Annotated in this window: 17 protein-coding genes, 2 tRNA genes and 1 pseudogene; 14 read left to right on the forward strand and 6 right to left on the reverse strand. The window is 71.8% G+C overall.

The genetic code is table 11. The annotated features are described in order from the left end of the window. The first annotated feature begins 79 nt into the window (after positions 1-79). Complete coding sequence (locus AB0D28_RS15990) at positions 80-1,960, forward strand: propionyl-CoA synthetase (protein ID WP_357386341.1); 1,881 nt, start codon at positions 80-82, stop codon at positions 1,958-1,960. Positions 1,961-2,017: 57 nt separating this feature from the next. On the opposite strand, the gene AB0D28_RS15995 is transcribed toward AB0D28_RS15990, so the two are convergent. Then, the gene (locus AB0D28_RS15995) at positions 2,018-4,141 is read right to left on the reverse strand and encodes a M14 family zinc carboxypeptidase (protein ID WP_357386343.1); all 2,124 of its coding nucleotides are present in this window, start codon (positions 4,139-4,141) and stop codon (positions 2,018-2,020) included. Between the two features lie 77 nt (positions 4,142-4,218). After that, a complete protein-coding gene (locus AB0D28_RS16000; RefSeq protein WP_357386345.1) occupies positions 4,219-7,128 on the reverse strand; it encodes an Hsp70 family protein in 2,910 nt (969 codons plus the stop codon). Between the two features lie 129 nt (positions 7,129-7,257). Here AB0D28_RS16000 and AB0D28_RS16005 point away from each other — a divergent pair, with 129 nt between their 5' ends. Further along, a complete protein-coding gene (locus AB0D28_RS16005) occupies positions 7,258-7,905 on the forward strand; it encodes an MOSC domain-containing protein (RefSeq protein ID WP_357386347.1) in 648 nt (215 codons plus the stop codon). Between the two features lie 21 nt (positions 7,906-7,926). Here AB0D28_RS16005 and AB0D28_RS16010 read toward each other — a convergent pair. Further along, a pseudogene (locus tag AB0D28_RS16010) lies at positions 7,927-8,421 on the reverse strand (hypothetical protein); the annotation flags it as partial. Positions 8,422-8,502: 81 nt separating this feature from the next. Here AB0D28_RS16010 and AB0D28_RS16015 point away from each other — a divergent pair. The 5 genes from AB0D28_RS16015 (at position 8,503) to AB0D28_RS16035 (ending at position 11,141) form a co-directional block, all read left to right on the forward strand. Further along, positions 8,503-9,534: a hypothetical protein gene (locus AB0D28_RS16015; protein ID WP_357386349.1), complete on the forward strand. Its 1,032-nt coding sequence runs from the start codon at positions 8,503-8,505 to the stop codon at positions 9,532-9,534. Between the two features lie 15 nt (positions 9,535-9,549). Then, positions 9,550-9,975 (forward strand): nucleoside deaminase, encoded by a 426-nt coding sequence (locus tag AB0D28_RS16020; RefSeq protein ID WP_357386351.1) that lies wholly within the window; start codon positions 9,550-9,552, stop codon positions 9,973-9,975. Between the two features lie 99 nt (positions 9,976-10,074). Continuing rightward, positions 10,075-10,236 carry a hypothetical protein gene (locus tag AB0D28_RS16025; RefSeq protein WP_357386353.1) on the forward strand — a complete coding sequence of 54 codons (162 nt, stop codon included), beginning with the start codon at positions 10,075-10,077 and terminating at the stop codon, positions 10,234-10,236. 109 nt (positions 10,237-10,345) lie between these two features. Next, the gene (locus AB0D28_RS16030; protein ID WP_357386355.1) at positions 10,346-10,546 is read left to right on the forward strand and encodes a hypothetical protein; all 201 of its coding nucleotides are present in this window, start codon (positions 10,346-10,348) and stop codon (positions 10,544-10,546) included. Between the two features lie 235 nt (positions 10,547-10,781). Then, entirely contained in the window at positions 10,782-11,141 is a 360-nt protein-coding gene (locus tag AB0D28_RS16035; protein ID WP_357386357.1) for a hypothetical protein, read from the forward strand. Between the two features lie 594 nt (positions 11,142-11,735). Here AB0D28_RS16035 and AB0D28_RS16040 read toward each other — a convergent pair. Beyond that, positions 11,736-11,806, reverse strand: a tRNA-Gly gene (locus AB0D28_RS16040). 150 nt (positions 11,807-11,956) lie between these two features. Here AB0D28_RS16040 and AB0D28_RS16045 point away from each other — a divergent pair. From AB0D28_RS16045 to clpX, 5 genes are all read left to right on the forward strand, one after another. Then, positions 11,957-12,030 (forward strand) — tRNA-Pro (locus tag AB0D28_RS16045). A 149-nt stretch (positions 12,031-12,179) separates the two neighbouring features. Then, positions 12,180-13,526 carry a trigger factor gene (gene tig / locus AB0D28_RS16050; protein WP_357386358.1) on the forward strand — a complete coding sequence of 449 codons (1,347 nt, stop codon included), beginning with the start codon at positions 12,180-12,182 and terminating at the stop codon, positions 13,524-13,526. A gap of 175 nt (positions 13,527-13,701) precedes the next feature. Beyond that, positions 13,702-14,343 (forward strand): ATP-dependent Clp protease proteolytic subunit, encoded by a 642-nt coding sequence (locus AB0D28_RS16055; RefSeq protein ID WP_013288035.1) that lies wholly within the window; start codon positions 13,702-13,704, stop codon positions 14,341-14,343. Positions 14,344-14,357: 14 nt separating this feature from the next. Beyond that, on the forward strand, positions 14,358-15,020 hold the full coding sequence (locus AB0D28_RS16060) for an ATP-dependent Clp protease proteolytic subunit (RefSeq protein WP_013288034.1): 663 nt from the start codon (positions 14,358-14,360) through the stop codon (positions 15,018-15,020). A gap of 227 nt (positions 15,021-15,247) precedes the next feature. Then, the gene (gene clpX, locus AB0D28_RS16065) at positions 15,248-16,540 is read left to right on the forward strand and encodes an ATP-dependent Clp protease ATP-binding subunit ClpX (protein ID WP_091423211.1); all 1,293 of its coding nucleotides are present in this window, start codon (positions 15,248-15,250) and stop codon (positions 16,538-16,540) included. A gap of 23 nt (positions 16,541-16,563) precedes the next feature. On the opposite strand, the gene AB0D28_RS16070 is transcribed toward clpX, so the two are convergent. Further along, positions 16,564-17,187 carry an XRE family transcriptional regulator gene (locus tag AB0D28_RS16070; RefSeq protein WP_357386361.1) on the reverse strand — a complete coding sequence of 208 codons (624 nt, stop codon included), beginning with the start codon at positions 17,185-17,187 and terminating at the stop codon, positions 16,564-16,566. Between the two features lie 41 nt (positions 17,188-17,228). On the opposite strand from AB0D28_RS16070, the gene AB0D28_RS16075 reads away from it, so the two are divergent. Both AB0D28_RS16075 and AB0D28_RS16080 read left to right on the forward strand, forming a co-directional pair. Continuing rightward, entirely contained in the window at positions 17,229-18,062 is an 834-nt protein-coding gene (locus AB0D28_RS16075) for an EamA family transporter (RefSeq protein WP_357386363.1), read from the forward strand. 39 nt (positions 18,063-18,101) lie between these two features. After that, positions 18,102-18,899 carry a carbon-nitrogen hydrolase family protein gene (locus tag AB0D28_RS16080; RefSeq protein ID WP_357386365.1) on the forward strand — a complete coding sequence of 266 codons (798 nt, stop codon included), beginning with the start codon at positions 18,102-18,104 and terminating at the stop codon, positions 18,897-18,899. A gap of 5 nt (positions 18,900-18,904) precedes the next feature. Here the strand turns inward: AB0D28_RS16080 and AB0D28_RS16085 are convergent, their stop codons facing one another. Further along, positions 18,905-19,126 carry a hypothetical protein gene (locus AB0D28_RS16085; protein WP_357386367.1) on the reverse strand — a complete coding sequence of 74 codons (222 nt, stop codon included), beginning with the start codon at positions 19,124-19,126 and terminating at the stop codon, positions 18,905-18,907. Positions 19,127-19,702 lie beyond the last annotated feature (576 nt).

Below are 19,702 nucleotides of genomic sequence, written 5' to 3' on the forward strand. Positions count from 1 at the left end.
GCGAGCCGGGGCGTGCTTCCGGCGCACCGGACCCGGTCGGCCGTCGTGCCGGTGCGGTGTCGCGGAGCAGCATGACGGCATGGGCGCGTATCGATCAGCGTACGACCGGAGCATCGCCGACCCGGCCGGCTTCTGGCGGGACGCGGCGGCCGACATCGACTGGGTCATCCCACCGGACCGCATCCTCGACGACTCGGCGGCGCCGCTGTACCGCTGGTTTCCCGACGGGGTGCTGAACACCTGCCACAACGCGCTGGACCGGCATGTCGCCGCCGGCCGGGGCGACCAGCCCGCGCTGATCCACGACAGCCCGGTCACCGGCACCGTCAGGACGCTCACGTACGCCGAACTGCTCGCCGAGACCGCCCGGTTCGCCGGTGCGCTTCGCCGCCTCGGCGTCGGCCGGGGCGACCGGGTCCTGCTCTACCTGGCGATGGTTCCGGAGGCGGTGGTCGCCATGCTGGCCTGCGCCCGCATCGGCGCGGTGCACTCGGTGGTCTTCGGCGGCTTCGCCGCGCACGAACTGGCCGTCCGGATCGACGACGCGCGGCCGAAGGTGGTGGTCGCCACCTCCTGCGGCATCGAGGTCGACAGGGTGGTGCCGTACCACCCGATCCTGGCCGCCGCGCTGGACGAGGCCACGCACGCGCCGGAGCGATGCGTGGTGGTGCAGCGCCCGCAGGACCCGGCCCCGCTGGTGCCCGGCCGCGATCTGACCTGGGACGAGGTGATGGCGGACGCGGAACCGGCGCCGTGCGAGCCGGTGGCCGCCACCGACCCGCTCTACATCCTCTACACCTCCGGCACCACCGGCCGGCCCAAGGGCGTGGTGCGGGACAACGGCGGGCACGCGGTGGCGCTGCGCTGGTCGATGCGCAACGTCTACGGCATCGAGCCGGGCGAGGTCTTCTGGGCCGCCTCCGACGTGGGCTGGGTGGTCGGCCACTCCTACATCGTGTACGCGCCGCTGCTCACCGGCGCGACCACGGTGCTCTACGAGGGCAAGCCGGTCGGCACCCCCGACGCCGGGGCGTTCTGGCGCGTCGCCGCCGAGCACCGGGTGGCCGCCCTGTTCACCGCGCCCACAGCGATCCGGGCGATCCGCCGGCAGGACCCGGAGGGCGAGCACATCTCCCGGTACGACCTGAGCGCTCTGCGTACCCTCTTCCTCGCCGGTGAGCGGCTGGACCCGGACACCTGGGCCTGGGCGGGGGAGCGGCTCGGCGTACCCGTCGTCGACAACTGGTGGCAGACGGAGACCGGCTGGCCGGTGGCGGCCAACCCGCGCGGCCTGGAGCCGCTGCCGCTCAAGCCCGGGTCGCCGTCGGTGCCGGTGCCCGGCTACGACGTGCGCGTGGTCGACGGCGCGGGCCGCGACGTGCCGCCGGGCACTGACGGCTCGATAGTGATCCGGCTGCCGCTGCCGCCCGGCTGCCTGCCCACGCTCTGGGGCGACGACGAGCGGTTCGTCCGCTCCTACCTGTCCACGTTCCCCGGCACCTACCTGACCGGCGACGGCGGCCGGTTCGACGAGGACGGCTACCTGTACGTGATGGGCCGCACCGACGACGTCATAAACGTGGCCGGGCACCGCCTGTCCACCGGTGCGATGGAGGAGGTCCTGGCGACGCACCCGGCGGTGGCCGAGTGCGCGGTGATCGGCGTGGCCGACGCGCTCAAGGGGCAGGTTCCCAGCGGGTACGTGGTGCTCAAGGCCGGCGCCGACGTGGACCCGGACGCGCTCGCCGCCGAGCTGGTCGCGCTGGTCCGGCAGCGGATCGGCCCGGTGGCCGCGTTCCGCCGGGTGAGTGTGGTGCCTGCGCTGCCGAAGACCCGGTCCGGGAAGATCCTGCGGCGCACCATGCGCGGCCTGGTGGAGGGGCGCGACGAGCCGGTACCGGCGACCATCGACGACCCGGGTGCGCTCGCCGTCTTCCGCGACCTCGGCACCGCGGACTGAGCTGGGCGGGGCGGACGCGGTCCCCGGCCGGATCGGCCGGCCGGGGACCGCCCGCGGTCAGCGCCGGACCGGGTTGCGGGCGGCGTAGTCGCGGGCCACCCGGACCAGTTCGATCAGGCCGCCCGCGTACTCCTGCGCCTCGGCGTGCGCCTCGTCGAACGGCGGCTGGAAGCCGACGCCCTCCCACTGGCCGGTGGCCTCGTTCCACCTGTCGTTTCCGACCTCGAAGTCCCAGGCGAAGATGCCCAGCTCGTAGTAGAGCTGGTCGGCGGAGTTGCCGGCCGCCGAGTAGAGCACGTCGGCGACCGGGCCGGTCTGCGACGGCCAGGTGACGGTGCCGCGCTCGGCCGCGATGGCGCCGACGATGCGCCGCGCGCTGCCCAGGAAGAGCGTCGACTCGTCGATCGACGGGCGCGGCAGCGTCACCCGCCCGTCGGCCTTGTACGCCCCGGGCGGCCACATGAAGTAGCCGCCGTAGGAGTGCACGTTCATCGCGAACCTGATGTTCGGGTGGGCCTTGGCCAGGTCGATCACGTTGCGGCTCTCCGGTTCGGACAGCTCGGCGGTGCCCGCGTAGTTGCCGGCGAGGCAGTTGGTGCTCGCGCCCACGTACCCGTCGAACAGGGAGCCGACCGTGTAGTTGCGGTTGACGTCGACGCCCCACATGGTGCGGTACTTCGGGTCCCGCGCCTCGCCGGTGCAGTGGTTCACCAGGTTCTTGCGCTGGAAGTTGTAGTCGTGGAACGAGTAGTTCGCGCCGTCCGGGTTGACGGTCGGGACGACGAACACGTCCACCTGCTCCAGCAGTTTGCGGGTGGCCGCGTCGGTACGGGCGTTGGCGAGCAGCCGCTCGGCGAACTCCAGCGTCACCAGCGGGGTCGCCCACTCCCGGGCGTGCTCCTGCGAGTACGCCAGCACGCCGATCCGGGAGCCGTCACGGTGCTTGCCGATGCGCAGCGCCTGCACCGTCCACGGCCGGGCCGGCACCTCGGTGCCCTGCAACCCGTCGTCGAGGCGTACCGGCCCGGCCACCGGCATCGGCAGCCCGGCCGAGCCGTCCTCCACCGTGGCCCGGAAGCGGGCGCCCCGCGGGGCGTTGATCAGGGCGGCGACGTCGTCGGTGGTGCTCGTGACAGTGCCGGCGCCGTCGGTGGCCAGCGAGATGGTCAGCACCCGGTCCCGGTAGCGCATGCTCAGCGGCCGGTTCGGCCGGCCCGGGTCGACGGTGCGCACCTGTACGCCGTTCATGCCCTGGTCGCCGAAGCGGACCGACTCGACCACCACGGCGGCGGCCGCCGGGTCGCCCAGGTAGGCGGCGGCGGTCCGGCGGTAGCCCTGGGTCTTGTTCGGCAGGTCGATCACGTCGACCAGGTCGCGGTACTGGCGGCCGAGCCGGGCGATGCGCGCCTTGATGTCCACGGGCGTCAGGTACGCGTCGATGAAGTCCTTCTGGTAGCCGGCCGGCTGCGGCGGCGGGGTCGCGTTCGGCCAGAGCGACGGCGTCACCGGCCGGCTCGTGCCGCCCAGCGTGGAGGTGGCGGTGAGCTGCACCGGGCGGCTCGGCACCGGCTGCGGCAGCGCGTAGTGGTACTGGTACTCGCCCGAGTCCTCGAAGCGGTACAGCGGGAACGAGCCGGTGGCACCGTCGGCGGTCCGCCAGGTGACGGTGATCTCGACGTCCGGGTCGTCGGTGGCGGTGGTGGCGACCTGGGCCTGGAGGAACGTCCGGCCGCCGGTGGTCCACCAGTACGCCTGGAGGAACTGGAGCGTGTCGACAGCGGCGGTGGTGCCGCTCGCGCGCAGCCCCGCGCGGGTGCGGTCCTGCGCGGCGCGGCGGCTCTCGGCCAGGCGCCGCGCCCCGTCGTCGGCGCGCTGCACCACCTGCGCGGCGGTGGCTCCCTGCCGGGTGAGGTCGGCGAGCTGCCGTCCGGTGAGGACGAGGTCGGCGGTCAGTTCGCCGTCGCGCGAGCGGGGGCGGTTGGCCAGGTCGGCGCCGCCGGCCACCAGGCGGTCGAGCTGCGCCCGGTCGGCGAGCCGCACGCGGACGAGGGCGGTCTCGGTGGGGGCGAGCGTGATCGCGGGGGCGGGCGGTGCGGCGGCGGCCTGCCCGGGGTGGGTCAGCGCCGCGGCGATCAGGATGCTTGTGGCGGTGAGTGCGGTCCACCGTCGTCGGACGAACACGGGGCCTCCTGACGAACGTCGATCTCTCTGCCGTTCACACCAGCCGAGGCATCGATCGCTGTCAAGCTCACTTCCGGTCAGTCGGCGAACCGGTACAGCTGGAACCCCTTCTCCGCGCCGCACACCAGCATCTCGGTGTTCCACGAGCAGGACTCGCTGCGGATCTGCTTCAGCTGCCCCATCTCGACCGGCTTGCCGTCCACCGCCATGCCGGCGAGGACCCGGTCGTCCTCGAAACTGCTCGGGGCCTTGGAGAAGATCAGCACGTTGCCGGCGTCCAGCCGGACCGCCGACCCGTCCCGTTCCCGCACCGCGGTGCCGTCCGGCGCGAACAGCGTCAGCGCGTCCGGCGAGGTCCGCCCGGCCAGCACGTGCTCACCGACCGGCACCAGCGACTCGGCGCGCGGCGCCGCCCACTGCCGGGTGCCCGCACCCTCGGTCGCCGCCACCACGCGGGTGTCGTCGGCGCCGCTGCCGGTCGTCTCCAGCAGGCACACGCGACGCTCACCGCAGGTGACCAGATCCTTCACCCGGCCGCCCTGCTCCGGCGCCTCGTACAGCACGCCCGGCGTGCCGAGGCTGCCCAGGTCGTAGGCGAGCAGCCGCAGGCCACGCTCGTCCTCCGCGACGTACAGCCGGTCGTCGCGGGCGGCCATCGGATCGTCGAGGCCGGCCACGTTGCCCCGCTCCTTGAGGATCTTTCCGGTGCGCATGTCAAGCACCCGGACCGAGCGGTCCGCGCCGACCTGCACGAGCCGGTCCGCCTTCCCCGCCCACGGGGCGAGCGGCGCGCCCTCGGCGTCGGCGGCGCCGTCCAGCGCCGCACCGGTGGCGACCGGCAACACCTTCGTGCGCGCGTCGCCGTACTCGGTGCGCGGGTTGGGCCGCTCCCACCGCTGCCGGCCGTCGCTGAGCCGCAGCCCGGCCAGGCGTTCGCCGGTGCGGTCCAGCCGGACGATCGTGTCGGGCCCGAGGTGCAGGGTGTCGTCGCGGCCGACGTCAGTCCGCCAGCGCTGCTCGCCGGAATCGCCGTCGAGCACCGCGAGCACGCGCGGGTTGTCGCCGCCGGTGGCGTCGGAGAGGACGAGCAGCCCGTCGGGCAGCGCCCGGACCCCGGCCCACCGCTGCGCGCTCGCGTCGGTCCGCGTCTCCCAGACGGTCTTGCCGGTCGACGCCTCGACTGCTGTCACGTGGAGATGGTCGTCGGGCAACGAGCGGGCCAGGTAGGCGCGGTCCCCGAGCGTCGCGGTGAACATCTGGTCCGGCCGCGTGTCACCGGCGGCCACCGTCCGCACCAACTCGGGGGCGTGGAAGTCCAGCGCCGGGTGCCGGTCCCGGAACACCCAGAGCAGCACCGACGCCGCCACGGCGACCACCACGAGACCCGCGCCGAGCGCGATCCACCGGCCGCGCCGGGGCCGGCCGCCGCCGGGCCGGACACCGTTCGGCGCGGGGGAGAAGGGCGCCCCGGGTACGCCGGGCTGCCAGCCGCCGCCGGGCGGAGGGGCACCGTATCCCCCGGCGGGCTGGGGCGGAACCGGACCGTGGGCGGCGGGTGTGCCGTCGTACCTCGTGGGCTGGGGCGGAACCGGACCGGCGAGCGGCGTGCCGTCGTACCTGGTGAAGGGCGTCTGCGGGGCGGCGCCGTCGGCGACCAGCGTGCCGTGCGGTCCGGCGGACGCCGCGTCCGGCCCGCCGAGGCGCGCGGTCGGGTTCGTCCTCGTCGCACCGGCGGCGACCGTGGCGGCGGTCTCGCCCGCGGCCGGCGCGGGCCGTGCCGATTCGGGTTGCGTCGGCGCGGGTGGTGGCGGCGCGGCCTGGACCGGCACGGCGGGACGGCCGGACCGGCGAGGTAGCGGCAGGTCCGTGAGCGCGCCCTCGGCGACCGGCATCTCCGGCTGTTCCAGCACCGTCGGCGCGATGCCCAGCTCGGCGTGCAGCAGCCGGGCCACGAGCGGCACCCGCGTCGACCCGCCGACCAGGAACAGGCCGGACAGTTGCTCGGGGCGCAGCCCGGCGGCGGCGGTCACCTCCCGGGTCTCCGTCACCGCCCGGGCCAGCAGCGGCGCGGCCAGGCGTTCGAAGTCCTCCCGGGACAGCGGGACCGCCGCCTCCACCCCCGGTACGGCGACCGGCGCCACCATGGCCCGGGAAAGCATCTCCTTGGCGCCGCGCACGTTGTCCCAGAGTTGCTGGCGGTCCCGCCGCTCGGCGGTGCTCGCCGGAGCGGTCAGCCGGGCCCACTCGCGCGGGTGGACCGGGCCGACCAGCTCGCCGAGCCGTCCGAGCAGGGCCGCGTCCAGGTCGAGACCGCCGAGGTCGGGGATCCCGCCGGTGGCGACCAGCTGGAAACCGGAGTCGCCCCACGGGTCGGCGCCCTCGTTGCGCAGCACCGCCACGTCGAGCGTGCCGCCGCCGAAGTCGAACACCGCCACCGAGCCGCCCACCGGCACCGGCCGGCGCAGCACCTGCGTGAAGTAGCGCGCGGCGGCCACCGGCTCGCGCAGCAGGCGGGTGCCGGGCGCGATCGGCCCGGCCAGCGTGTGCTCGGCCGCGGCCGGCCAGCCGGCGAGTTCCAGCGCGTCGTGCAGCACCTGACGGCGGGCCGGAGTCCAGGCCGCCGGGTGGGTGACCACCGCCGGGGGCAGCATCCCGACCGCCGCCACCGCCGCGTCCGCGACCGCGCGCAGCGTCGCGGCCAGCAGCTCCGCCGGCCGGTACGCCCGCCCGCCCAGCTCCACCGTCTCCTCGTCGACCCGGCGCTTCGGGTTCGGCTCGTAGCCGGCCGGGTCGGCCTGGGCCAGGCGCTGCGCGTCCCGCCCGACGTGCAGGTGACCGTCCGCGTCGGCGTGGACGCCGGACGGCAGGATCGGGTGGCCGTCGACGAGCACCGGCCGGGTCCGCCCGTCCGGCCAGCGCAGCACCGCCACGGTGTTCGAGGTGCCGAGGTCCACGCCGAGGGCGAAACCGTCCTGCTGGCCTGCCATCCGCGGCTACCTCCACCACCCGACGAGGATGTCCGGCCCGCATCGTACGCAGCCCACGCTGCCCCGCCGCCCACCCGGCCCGGCGGAATGGGGTGGCCGGCTGGACCGGGGCCGCATACCGTCGCGGTCATGAAGGTGATCTCCGTCAACGTCGGCCGACCGCAACCGAACCCCTGGAAGGGGATCGGGGCCACCGGCATCGACAAGCGGCCCGTGGACGGTCGCGTCGCCGTCACCGCGCCCGGCCCCAAGGGCACCGGCGACGTCGGGCTCGCCGGTGACCGGGTCTACGACGTCGCCCACCACGGCGGCACCGACCAGGCGGTCTACGCGTACGCGCGGGAGGACCTCGACCACTGGGAGGCCGAGCTGGGCCGCCCGCTCGCCGACGGCAGCTTCGGGGAGAACCTGACCACCACCGGGCTGGACGTCAACGGCGCGCGGATCGGCGAGCGGTGGCGGATCGGGCCGGACCTGGTGCTGGAGGTCTCCTGCCCGCGCATCCCCTGCGGCACGTTCCAGGGGTGGCTGGGCGAACGCGGCTGGATCAAGCGGTTCACCCAGGAGGTACGGCCCGGGGCGTACCTGCGGGTGATCACGGCGGGCAGCGTCGGCGCCGGGGACCCGGTCGAGATCGTGCACCGGCCCGACCACGACGTGACGGTGGCGCTGGTGTTCCGGGCCACGATGCTGGAGCCGGAGCTGCTGCCCCGGCTGCTGGTGGCCGACGCGCTGCCCGCGGAGGACATGGCGCAGCTCCGCCGCCGCCTGTCCTGACCGGGGGACGGTCAGGGGCGTCCGCCTCCGGCCCGCCACCACCAGCCCGGCGGCGAGTACCGCCACTGTCGCGCCGCCGACGATCCACCAGGGGCCGGGGACGTGCCGTCCGGCGACCTGCGTCCGCTCCGCCGAGGCGGCGGACGGGGTGGCGGCGAGCGCCGGGGCCGAGATCTCGCGGATCCCGGCGCACAGCCCGGTGGCACCGGCGGACGAGTTCACCCGGTACCGCGCGCCGACGCGGAAGCCGTAGCCGCAACTCTCCTCGCTGCGCGACACCTTCAGGCCGAGCGTGTTGCCGACCCCGGCGCCGCCCTTCTCGACGGAGTCGACGGTGATCCGGACCCCGCGGTCGGTCACCTCCGAGACGGTGCCGACGACGATGCTGTCCGCCCGCTCGTCCCGCTCGGTCGTGGACAGGGCGCACGAGCAGGCCCAGGCGGGTTCGGCGGGTGACACGACCACGACCAGGCCGAGCGCGGCCAGGGCGACGACGAGCAGGGCACGAAGTCTCATGGCCGCTTCGACGCCGCCGGACACCAGTCGGTTCCGCGCCCGCTTGACGTCAACCGGACTTCAGGTCGGACGCTTGCGGGCGTGCTGAACTCCGTACTCGACGAGGCGTACGAGCGTGTACGCCACACCGGTCCCGAGCGCGACGGGTGGCTGTCCAACCACGTGCCGATGGCGGCGGAGGCCCTGGTGCGCCACGGCCACGGGCGGGCCGTGCATCGCTGGATCGACGCGTACGCCGACCGGCTGGAGGAACGCCCGCGCGGGATCCGGCGCATCGCCGCCGACGAGTGGCGCGACCCGCTCGGCGACCCGGTGCGTACCGGCGACTGGCTCGACCTCTTCGACCGCGAGCTGGCCGGCGAGCCGTGGCGCGACGTGCTGGCCCGGTGGTGGCCGCGCCTGCTGCCGGGCATCGCCGCCGGCGCCACCCACGGCGTCATCCGCGTCGGCCACGCCGTGCGCGCGCTGCTCGACGCCGAGACCGCACCGCGCGTGGCCGAACTCGGCCAGGGGCTCGCCTACTGGGCCGCCCGCTGGCAGCCGCTCGCCCCGCCCGGCGGCGGGCCGTACCCCGGAACCGACGCCCGGTCCGCGCTCGACGCCGTGCCGCGCGTACCCGATCAGCGGTTCGGCATCCGGTCCCGCCTGGCGCAGCTGGCCGACCTGGACCGGTGGTCGGCCGCCGCGGCGGCCGTGCCCGGCGACGCCGCCGACGACGTGCCCACCCGGCTCGCCGCTGTCGTCGACGCCGCGGTGGTCCGGCACGGCACGCACGGGTACGCCAGTCCCGTGATGCTCGTGCACGCCGCCACCGCGCCGAACGCCGTCCTGCGTACCCTGCCGGCCCTGCCGCCGGCGCTGTGGCACCCGAGCCTGGCCGCCGCCTGGGCGGCGACCGCCGCCGTCACCGCGGCCTACGCCCCGGCCGAGGCCCGTTCCCTCCCGCCGGCCGCCGGGCCGGAACTCGACGAGGCCATGGCGCGGGCGCTGGACACCGGGGACGCCCACGCGATCAAATTCGTCGACACCCTGAGCGACGCGTACGCCCGCAGCGCCGACCCGGCCCTGCTCGCCGTCGCCGCCCGATCCGTCGAGCAGATCGCCGCCGACTGAACACGTGGAGGGCCGATGACACCCGACGACGAAGCGTTCCTGCGCCGCGCCGTGGAACTCGCCGACCGGGCCGGCGCATCCGGCGAGCGGCCGTTCGCGTCGCTGCTCGTCGGCGCGGACGGCACCGTCCTGATCGAGGACCACAACACGGTGGTCTCCGACCGGGACGTAACCGCCCATCCGGAGCTGAAACTGGCCCGCTGGGCCGCCCGGCAGCTCGCCCCCGAGGCGGCGGTCGCCACCACCATGTACACCAGCTGTCAGCCCTGCCCGATGTGCACTGTGGCGATCAACGCGTCCGGCCTCGGCCGGGTCGTGTACGCGCTGTCCACCGAACAGTTCGAGCAGGTCAAGCCGGCCACGCCCGCGCCGCGGCCGGTGCGGTACGACGGGCCGGCGCTGTTCGACGAGGCACGCCGGCCGATCGAGGAGCACTACTGAGCGCACAGGCGCTGATCCGTTGACAACATTCCGCCGGATGCCGAGACTCACTGCCCGGCCCTCGGGCCGGCGGCGGGGCGAGCACGGGTGGAGAGGGCCGTGTCCGACGTGGACCTGGAAGCCGGGGGCATGTTCGTCGTCAACGTCGAGGCGGTACGCGCGTTCATGGTCGCTCACGCCGCTCTCGAGCTCACGATTCTGGTGGCGTCCCTGAGCCTGGCCTTCCGGCGGTGGCTGAGCCTGGGACTGCTCGTGGGATGAGCGGGCGGCGGGCTCCTGGACGCCGTCGCCCTGCGTCGCGACATGACCATGTCGTGGCCGCCCCTGCTGCGAGGGAACGGCTGGGCCGAGATATGGAAATAGTGAGACGGTGATCGCACCGGAATCGGCGCGGCAGATCACCGAGGAAGTCCCGGACACCGAGATCCGATATCGCTTCATCCATCCGGGCGTCACCGTGGAACTGCGCCGTGCCGCACGGCGACGGAGTGGGCTGGTGGGGCGTCGGCTGGGCTACGTCGCGATGGCGCTGCTGTTCGGCACAATTGGCCAGTCCGTCGGGTTCTGGTAGGGCGGCCGGGTCACCGCAGTGCTCACTTCCAAGTACAAAAGGCATGGCGTGAACGTGTAGGCCGGTGCCGGCGCTACGTGCGCCGCGCCGCAGATCTTGCCTGCTCGACCTCATGATAGGAAGATTCGCCGCTCCGGAGCAGGCAGAGTTGTCAGGGGTTTGACACTTCTAAGGCAACAGCAGGTGACACCTGATTGGATATAATCAATATAGGATCTCTTCGAGAGGATTGCCCATGATTCGCCGTGTCATCGCCCTGATCATTGCGGCCCTAACCTTGGCTCTCGCAACCACCGCCACGCGCACTGCGCCCGCTCACGCGGCGACGGCATTTGCTACATGCTCCACCGGATCGGTCAAGGTAAAAGCTTACAGTGGCATCCCTGTCTACAATTACTACGACGGTACCAAGACGCTGAAGGGAGAGCTTCAGCGGAATACGGTCATCATCTGCGTCGGCCCCGTCGACGTTGGCTCCCGGTACAACGGGTGCGGCGCCACCAATGCAAACGCTTGGCTCTTTGTCTATTGGGATAAGGGTAATAATAATGTCTTGTCGGGCTGGACCTATGCGACCTGCCTGACGGATCATTAATCTCTCCCTCTTTCCTGGCGACCTTGAAGGCCCTTGCTCGTCCGTCGTCCGTCGACCGGGGCTTTGAAGGATGGTGATTAGGCGTGGCTTCACTACCGGTAGACGTACAGCTGGACGTGGACGGACCGGCTGGCGACCTCGGTGAGGCGGCGTATGAGTGGCTGGAGGGGGTGCGGCGCGGTTGCTGCCGGATGAGCGGCAGGACCTGGCCCCCCTTCCCGCCCGTGTCACGAAGGGGGGCAGGGGAGCCGGCTGCCCTGTTCGGCGTGCTTGCGGTATCGCGCAGAAGGATCACTGTCCTGCGAAGGCAACGCAGCGTAACTGCTCCACTTCGGCGTTGGGCAACACTCTCCCCGATGGCACTGGTGCCAGCCTGGCTGGCTTGATGGCGTGCATGGGACACGGCTCGACCCGGGCCGCGATGATCTACCAGCACGCGACGGCCGAGCGTGACAAGTCCATCGCGGGAGCCCTTAGCGCCAGCATCGCCAAGGAACGTGATCGGGCACGTAGCGGGCACGTCCGCAAGGGCAAGGTATAAGTATGGATGCGGCCCAGGTCGGAATTCGCCTCTGACCTGGGCCACCATCAGGGAGCGGGCGACGGGAATCGAACCCGCACCGTCAGTTTGGAAGACTGAAGCTCTGCCATTGAGCTACGCCCGCGCGCACCCCACCATCGCGGGGTGCGCCGACAGCGTACCCAATCGTGGCGGACGTCGCGCAGCGCGTACCCCGGGCGGGCCCCGAACGCCGCCACACCGCGCCCCGGTCACCCGCGCGGGTGGCCGGACGGCATACACTCTTCGTCGCCACCGGGGTGTGGCGCAGCTTGGTAGCGCACTCGCTTTGGGAGCGAGGGGCCGTGGGTTCAAATCCCGCCACCCCGACTGTCGTTCGCGACCGGATCGTCCCGGGAACCGCCGGTTTTTTCCGCGCGGTGCCCGGGCACTGCCGATGCCGTCGGCCGGCTCGCCTACACTCGATGCGCGCAATCACGCCCCAGAACCAACACCCAGATCCGTCAAGGAGTACGCCTGTGAAGAGCACCGTCGAGACTCTGAGCCCGACGCGCGTGCGGCTCGCCATCGAGGTGCCGTTCGTCGAGCTCGAGCCGAGCCTCAAGAAGGCGTACCGGGAGATCGGCCAGCAGGTCCAGGTTCCCGGCTTCCGCCGGGGCAAGATCCCGGCCGCCGTGATCGACCAGCGGGTGGGCCGGGGGACCGTCCTCAACGAGGCGATCCAGGAGGCCATCCCGCAGAACATCCTCGCCGCGGTCCGGGAGCACGACCTGAAGACGCTCGGCCGTCCCGAGGTCGACATCACGGAGTTCAACGACGGCGACTCGCTCAACTTCACCGCCGAGGTGGACGTCCGGCCGGAGATCACCCTGCCGGACCCGGCCACCATCGAGGTCACCGTCGACGAGATCGAGATCGCCGACAGCGAGATCGACGAGCAGATCAACAGCCTGCGCGAGCGCTTCGCCACGCTGAAGACCGTCGAGCGGGCCGCCCAGGAGGGCGACTTCGTGCAGATCGACCTGAACGCCACCGTTGACGGCGAGGAGGTTCCGGGCGGCTCGGCGAGCAACATCTCGCACGAGGTGGGCAGCAAGCAGCTCCTGCCGGGTCTGGACGAGGCGCTTGTCGGCCTGGCCGCAGGCGACGACACCACCTTCACCACGCAGCTCGTCGGCGGCGACTACGCCGGCCGCGACGCCGATGTGGCGGTGACCGTCCGCACGGTCAAGGAGAAGGAGCTCCCCGAGCTCAACGACGACTTCGCGCAGATGGCCAGCGAGTTCGACACGATCGACGAGCTGCGCGGCGACCTGCGGGAGCGGGTCACCCGGGGCAAGCAGGTCGAGCAGATCTACGCCGCCCGTGACAAGGCCCTGGAGCAGATGGTGGCCGCCGCCGAGGTGCCGGCGCCCGAGGGCGTCGTCAAGGAGGAGGTCGAGAGCCGCAAGGCCGCGATGGTCGACCAGCTCGAGCGCATCGGCGCCTCCCTGGAGGAATACCTCGCGGCGGAGGAGAAGACCGAGGAGCAGATCGACACCGAGCTGACCGAGGCGGCGACCGACGGCGTCAAGATCCAGCTCCTGCTGGACACCCTGGCCGACGCCGAGGACGTGCAGGTCTCCGACGACGAGTTCGGTCACGAGATCGTGCACCGGGCGCAGCGCGCCGGCATGGCCCCGCAGCAGTACTACGACCAGCTGGTCCGCTCCGGCGCCGCCGCGGCCGTCTTCGGCGACGTCCGCCGGGGCAAGGCGCTCGCCGCGGTGATGGAGAAGATCAAGATCAAGGACTCGGCGGGCAACGAGGTCTCCCTCGACGCCCTGCGGGCCCAGAACGAGGCCGAGCACGACCACCAGCACTGATCATCGGGGGTGTCGGCCGCCGTCCCGCGCTGCGCGCCGGGAGGCGGCCGAAACCCTTTCCGGGGTACGCCGTGCGGGTGACTGCGCTGAGAGCGAACAGTGCCCCGACCGGGAGTACGCCCCCCGGCTGAGCGGTTAGTGTCGGGTAGGACGGTACGGAGAGCGAAGGGCTGCCATGACCGACATGCACATCCCCAAGAAGTCGCTCCGGGTGAACGAGGCCCGCGGTGGCGACTCCATTGGCAACCTCGACGACTCGGTCTACAACCGGTTGCTCAAGGAACGGATCATCTTCCTGGGCAGTGAGGTGAACGACCAGGTGGCCAACCGCATCTGCGCGCAGCTCCTGCTGCTCGCCGCGGAGGACCCGGACCGCGACATCTTCCTCTGGATCAACTCGCCGGGTGGCTCGGTCTACTCCGGCATGGCGATCTACGACACCATGCAGTACATCGACAACGACGTCTCGACCGTGGCGATGGGCATGGCGGCCTCCATGGGCCAGCTCCTGCTCTGTGCGGGCACCAAGGGCAAGCGGTACGCCCTGCCGCACGCGCGGATCATGATGCACCAGCCGTCGGGCGGCCTCGGCGGCACCGCGTCGGACATCGCGATCCAGGCCGAGCAGATGCTCTACACCAAGCGGATGTTCCAGGAGCGGGTCGCGTTCCACACCGGCCAGTCCCAGGCGCAGATCGAGGCGGACTCGGACCGTGACCGTTGGTTCACCGCCCAGGAGGCCATGGACTACGGCTTCATCGACAAGGTGATCATCGGGGCCGCGCAGGTTCCGGATGGCGCCGGGACCCTGAGCTGACCGAGGAGCTGACGATGACCGACCTGAGCCTGCCGCCCCAGTTCGCGGCCGTGCACAACCGCTACGTCCTGCCGTCGTTCGTCGAGCGCACGTCGTACGGGATGAAGGAGTCCAACCCGTACAACAAGCTCTTCGAGGACCGGATCATCTTCCTCGGCGTCCAAGTGGACGACGCGTCGGCGAACGACGTGATGGCCCAGCTGCTGACGCTGGAGGGCACCGACCCGGACCGCGACATCATCATGTACATCAACTCGCCCGGCGGCTCCTTCACCGCCATGACGGCGATCTACGACACCATGCAGTACGTCCGCCCGGACATCCAGACCGTCTGCCTCGGGCAGGCGGCGAGCGCGGCGGCGGTGCTGCTCTCCGCGGGCACCCCGGGTAAGCGGATGGCGCTGCCCAACTCCCGGATCATCATCCACCAGCCGGCCACCGAGGGCGGTTACGGCCAGGGCTCGGACATCGAGATCCAGGCGCGGGAGATCCTCCGGATGCGGACGCAGCTGGAGGACATGCTGTCCCGCCACTGCAACCGCCCGATCGAGCAGGTCCGCAAGGACATCGACCGTGACAAGATCATGACGGCCGAGGAGTCCAAGGAGTACGGGCTGGTCGACACGATTCTGACCAGCCGCAAGAAGGGTCTGCTGGCGTCGCACGCCGCAGGCTGATCAAGGTGTGGTCGGAGGTCGATCGGGGTATCGTTCCCGGTCGACCTCTGACACACCCGTTTTGGGGGTCGGAGAAAACCCGGCCACCGGGTAACGTCGGGTCTGTACCGCTCCGCCGGTCGGATCGGGTGGACTCGACAGCATGGTGGGACGACAGGACGGACGGGCGCTCCGGCGCTCGCAGGTCAGGGCCGGCGTTCCGGCCGATGAGTGCAGGGAGAACGTAGGTGGCACGGATCGGTGACGGCGGCGACCTACTGAAGTGCTCCTTCTGCGGCAAGTCGCAGAAGCAGGTCAAGAAGCTCATCGCGGGCCCCGGTGTCTACATCTGCGACGAGTGCATCGATCTCTGCAACGAGATCATCGAAGAGGAGCTGGCCGAGTCCGGCGAGGTGAAGTGGGAAGAGCTTCCCAAGCCGATGGAGATCTGCCAGTTCCTCGACAACTACGTCGTCGGTCAGGAGCAGGCCAAGAAGGCGCTCGCCGTAGCGGTCTACAACCACTACAAGCGGATCCAGGCGGAGGCCGCGGGTGCCCCGGGTTCCGGCACCGACGGTGTCGAGCTGGCCAAGTCCAACATCCTGCTGCTCGGCCCGACCGGCTGCGGCAAGACCCACCTGGCGCAGACGCTCGCCCGGATGCTCAACGTCCCGTTCGCGATCGCCGACGCCACCGCGCTCACCGAGGCGGGCTACGTCGGTGAGGACGTCGAGAACATCCTGCTGAAGCTCATCCAGGCCGCCGACTACGACATCAAGCGCGCCGAGACGGGCATCATCTACATCGACGAGGTCGACAAGATCGCCCGCAAGTCGGAGAACCCGTCGATCACCCGGGACGTCTCCGGCGAGGGCGTGCAGCAGGCGCTGCTGAAGATGCTCGAAGGCACTGTGGCCAACGTGCCGCCGCAGGGCGGGCGCAAACACCCGCACCAGGAGTTCATCCAGATCGACACCACGAACGTGCTGTTCATCTGCGGTGGCGCGTTCGCCGGGCTGGATCAGATCATCGAGGCCCGCACCGGCTCCGGCGGCACCGGCTTCGGCGCCCGGCTGCGGTCGGTGTCCGAGCGGTCGACCGACGACATCTTCAGCCAGGTCATGCCGGAGGACATGCTGAAGTTCGGGCTGATCCCCGAGTTCATCGGCCGGCTTCCGGTGATCACCAACGTGCGCAGCCTCGACCGCAGCGCCCTGGTACGCATCCTCACCGAGCCGCGCAACGCGCTGGTCCGGCAGTACCAGCGCCTGTTCGAGCTGGACGGCGTCGAGCTGGAGTTCGAGCCGCCCGCGCTGGAGGCCATCGCCGACCAGGCCATGCTCCGCGGCACCGGCGCCCGGGGCCTGCGGGCGATCATGGAAGAGGTCCTCCTCTCCGTGATGTACGAGGTGCCGAGCAACCCCGACGCCGCCCGGGTGCTGATCACCCGCGAGGTCGTCCTGGAGAACGTCAACCCGACGATCGTGCCCCGCGAGTTCACCGGCCGGCGCCGGCGGGACCGCGAGGAGAAGTCGGCCTGACCGCCGTCGCGACCGTGCCCGGGTCAGCCCGGGCGCGGTCCGCGTGAACGGGTCCGCCGATCCCACTCGCCCGACGGGGTCACCACCACCATCATCAGGCGTACCGGCTCGTCTCCGGCCGTGCGGTAGCCGTGCTCCCGGTCGGCGTGGAACTCGACCGTCTCGCCGGCGCGTACCTCGTGGTCGACGCCGTCGACCGTGACGGTCGCGGTGCCGTCGAGGACGTGCAGGATCTCCCGCGTGCCGTGGGCGTGGTCGGGGGAGCGCAGCTCCTCGCCGGGCTCGATCCGCCACTCCCAGAGCTCGACCAGGCCGGGCTCGCCGAGACCACTGAGCAGGCGGGCGACTCCGCCGTTGGGCCCGCGCCACAGCACCGGCGCCTCGTCCACCGCGCTGACCCGTACGGTGCTCTGTTCGGCCGGCTCCAGCAGCCGGGCGATGCTCACGCCGAATGCGTCGGCGACCCGGCAGAGCGTGCCGATGCTCGGGTTGGTGCGGGCGCCCTCGATCCGCACGAGCATGCCCTTGCTGACGCCGGACCGGCCGGCCAGTTCCTCGAAGGACCAGCCGCGGGCTGCTCGCAACTCACGTACCTGGCCGGCGACCGCGGAGGTCACCGCGCCCACCCGTCCGCTAGCGTCGGTCATCACACTGTCCTTCATGGTCACTATTGTGGTACGACTTCCGGGTGCTTCCCGTTGTCTTCGCCGCCGTGTCCGCGGTCACCTTCGGCACCGCCGACTTCTGCGGCGGCAAGGCGTCCCAACGCGCCGACCCGATCGCCGTCACCGTCGTGTCGCAGATCCTCAGTCTCCCACTGCTGGTGGTGCTCGTTCTCGTCGTGCCCGGCACCCCGAGCCCGCTCGACCTGGGGTGGGGTCTGCTCGCCGGGATTGCCGGCGCGGGCGGCGTCATCCTGCTCTACCGCGCACTGGCCACCGGCGTCATGGCCGTCGTCGCGCCGGTCACCGCGATCACCGCGGCGATCGTGCCGATCGTCGCCGGCCTGGCCCTCGCCCACTCCCCGGGCGCTGTCGCGCTCAGCGGCGCCGGGCTCGCAGTGGTCGCCATCGGGCTCGTCAGCATGGGGGAGCGGGGTGCCGCGCGCCGCGTCTCCGGCCGCGTCCTGACCATGGCACTCGCAGCGGGGCTGCTCTTCGGAGTCTTCTTCGCGCTGCTCGGCCAGGCCGACGAGAGCGCCGGCATGTGGCCGGTGCTCGCCATACGCGTCAGCTCCGTGACGTTCGGCCTCGCGCTCGCCGCCCGAACCGGCACGCGCCTGCGCCTGGGGCGGTGGGTGTTCGGCTGGACAGTGGCCGCCGGCCTGCTCGACGCGGCCGCCAACGCGTTCTTCCTCGCCGCCGCGGGACGGGGACATCTGAGCGTGGTGTCCGCCATCGCCTCGCTCTACCCGGCGAGCACCGTCCTGCTCGCGCTCGTCATCGACCGGGAACGACTGCGGCCGGTGCAGCTGGCCGGGCTCGGCTTCGCCGCCGCCGCGCTCGTGCTGTCCAGCGTCTGAGCCCTGTCGTACGCCTGCTTCCGCCCGTACCCTCGGATCATGCGTGTCGCCGTCTGCCAGCTCAACGCCCGCGACGACCGGGCGGCCAACCTCGCCGCCGCCGAGGCCCTGCTGGTCAGGGCCGCGGCGGCTGGCGCGGATCTCGCCCTCCTTCCGGAGTACGTCGACTACCTCGGTCACGCCGACGGGATGCCGCCGGCCGAGCCGGTCGACGGCACGGTGGGACGGTTCTTCGCCGAGGCCGCCCGCCGCCTGGGCATGTGGGTGATCGCGGGCTCGTTCCACGAGGCCGGTCCAGACCCGGCGCACACCTGGAACACCTCCCTGGTCTTCGACCGCGAGGGCGCGCTCGCCGCCGCATACCGGAAGATCCATCTGTACGACGTGGAGATTCCCGGTCGCGTCTCCTACCGGGAGTCGGCAACCGTCGCGCCCGGCGAGAAGCCCGTGGTGGTCGACGTCGAGGGTCTTCGGGTGGGCCTGTCCATCTGTTACGACCTGCGTTTCCCCGAGTTGTACCGCCAGCTGGCCGTCGACGGCGGCGCCGAACTGCTCGTCGTGCCCGCGGCGTTCATGATGCACACCGGGCGGGACCACTGGGAGGTGCTGCTTCGCGCGCGGGCGATCGAGAACCAGTGCTTCTTGGCGGCGGCCGGACAGACAGGCGACCACGACCCGGGCCGGACCTGCTTCGGCCGCAGCATGGTGGTCGACCCGTGGGGGACGGTCCTGAGCCAGGTCGCCGACGGTCCCGGGCTGGCGGTCACCGAGTTGGACCTGGAGCGGCTGCGGGCGATCCGCAGCGAGCTGCCCAGCCTGGCCAACCGCCGGCTCTGACCCGGTCAGCCGCCCAGGAGCAGACCCAGGGCGGCGATCCCGGCGATCGCCGCCGCCGTGACCAGCAGGGCGGTGGTCATCCGGGAGGGGCCGCGCCGGGCCAGGCGTCTGACCGACAGCACCAGTACGGCGAGCACGACGGCCCCGATCACCAGTTGCCAGAACGGCAGCAGGAGCCCGAGGAGAGCATCCTCGGCGACGGCCGGGACCGGGGACGGATCATCCATGCCGACCACTCTGGCACGGCACCGCTCCGGGCGACCCCCTTCGACCGCGGCTTATCGCGGAAACGGTCGCGTCCCGGCCAACGACGATCATTGATTTGCCTTCGGCGGCGCGTCCGCGTAACTTTCTCTCTGCACGCGGGAGGCCGGGCAAACCGGCCGAGAACGGGCGCCAGGCTGGTGGCGTTGACGCCGAGCCAGACTGAGATTCGGGCGGTGCTCGAAGCTCCGGGAGACGGAGTTGCGAACGCGAAGCCGACCGGGTAGAGTTCGAAAGCCGGCAGGGAGCCGGGCGGGTGGTCGCGGAAGCGGCGCCGGCCGGTCCGCCGAAACTCACGACAGCAACGACCGCCGGAAACGGCGAGCGTCAGCGTGGGTCTGGTCGAGCCAAGTTGATCACCTCAAACACGAGGTTGACGACGAAAGTAAGACCGAGTAGGTTGGAGAGGTTGCCCCAAACGGGGGTTCCGCTGATGTGGGGCCTTGTGGTTGGTGTGTGGTTGTTCTTTGAGAACTCAACAGGGTGCTTGTAAAGCCAGTGCCAATTGTTTTATACCCCGGACTGGTCAGGTTTTTGTC

The sequence above is a fragment of the Micromonospora sp. NPDC048169 genome, from assembly GCF_040652815.1.
GTDB lineage: Bacteria > Actinomycetota > Actinomycetes > Mycobacteriales > Micromonosporaceae > Micromonospora.

What these genes read in the sequence shown, in the direction of transcription:
- AB0D28_RS15990 (WP_357386341.1), top strand. Translation starts at nt 80, where the DNA reads ATGGGCGCGTATCGATCAGCGTACGACCGGAGCATCGCCGACCCGGCC.
- AB0D28_RS16000 (WP_357386345.1), bottom strand. Translation starts at nt 7,128, where the DNA reads ATGGCAGGCCAGCAGGACGGTTTCGCCCTCGGCGTGGACCTCGGCACC.
- AB0D28_RS16005 (WP_357386347.1), top strand. Translation starts at nt 7,258, where the DNA reads ATGAAGGTGATCTCCGTCAACGTCGGCCGACCGCAACCGAACCCCTGG.
- AB0D28_RS16020 (WP_357386351.1), top strand. Translation starts at nt 9,550, where the DNA reads ATGACACCCGACGACGAAGCGTTCCTGCGCCGCGCCGTGGAACTCGCC.
- AB0D28_RS16035 (WP_357386357.1), top strand. Translation starts at nt 10,782, where the DNA reads ATGATTCGCCGTGTCATCGCCCTGATCATTGCGGCCCTAACCTTGGCT.
- AB0D28_RS16055 (WP_013288035.1), top strand. Translation starts at nt 13,702, where the DNA reads ATGACCGACATGCACATCCCCAAGAAGTCGCTCCGGGTGAACGAGGCC.
- AB0D28_RS16060 (WP_013288034.1), top strand. Translation starts at nt 14,358, where the DNA reads ATGACCGACCTGAGCCTGCCGCCCCAGTTCGCGGCCGTGCACAACCGC.
- AB0D28_RS16070 (WP_357386361.1), bottom strand. Translation starts at nt 17,187, where the DNA reads ATGACCGACGCTAGCGGACGGGTGGGCGCGGTGACCTCCGCGGTCGCC.
- AB0D28_RS16080 (WP_357386365.1), top strand. Translation starts at nt 18,102, where the DNA reads ATGCGTGTCGCCGTCTGCCAGCTCAACGCCCGCGACGACCGGGCGGCC.
- AB0D28_RS16085 (WP_357386367.1), bottom strand. Translation starts at nt 19,126, where the DNA reads ATGGATGATCCGTCCCCGGTCCCGGCCGTCGCCGAGGATGCTCTCCTC.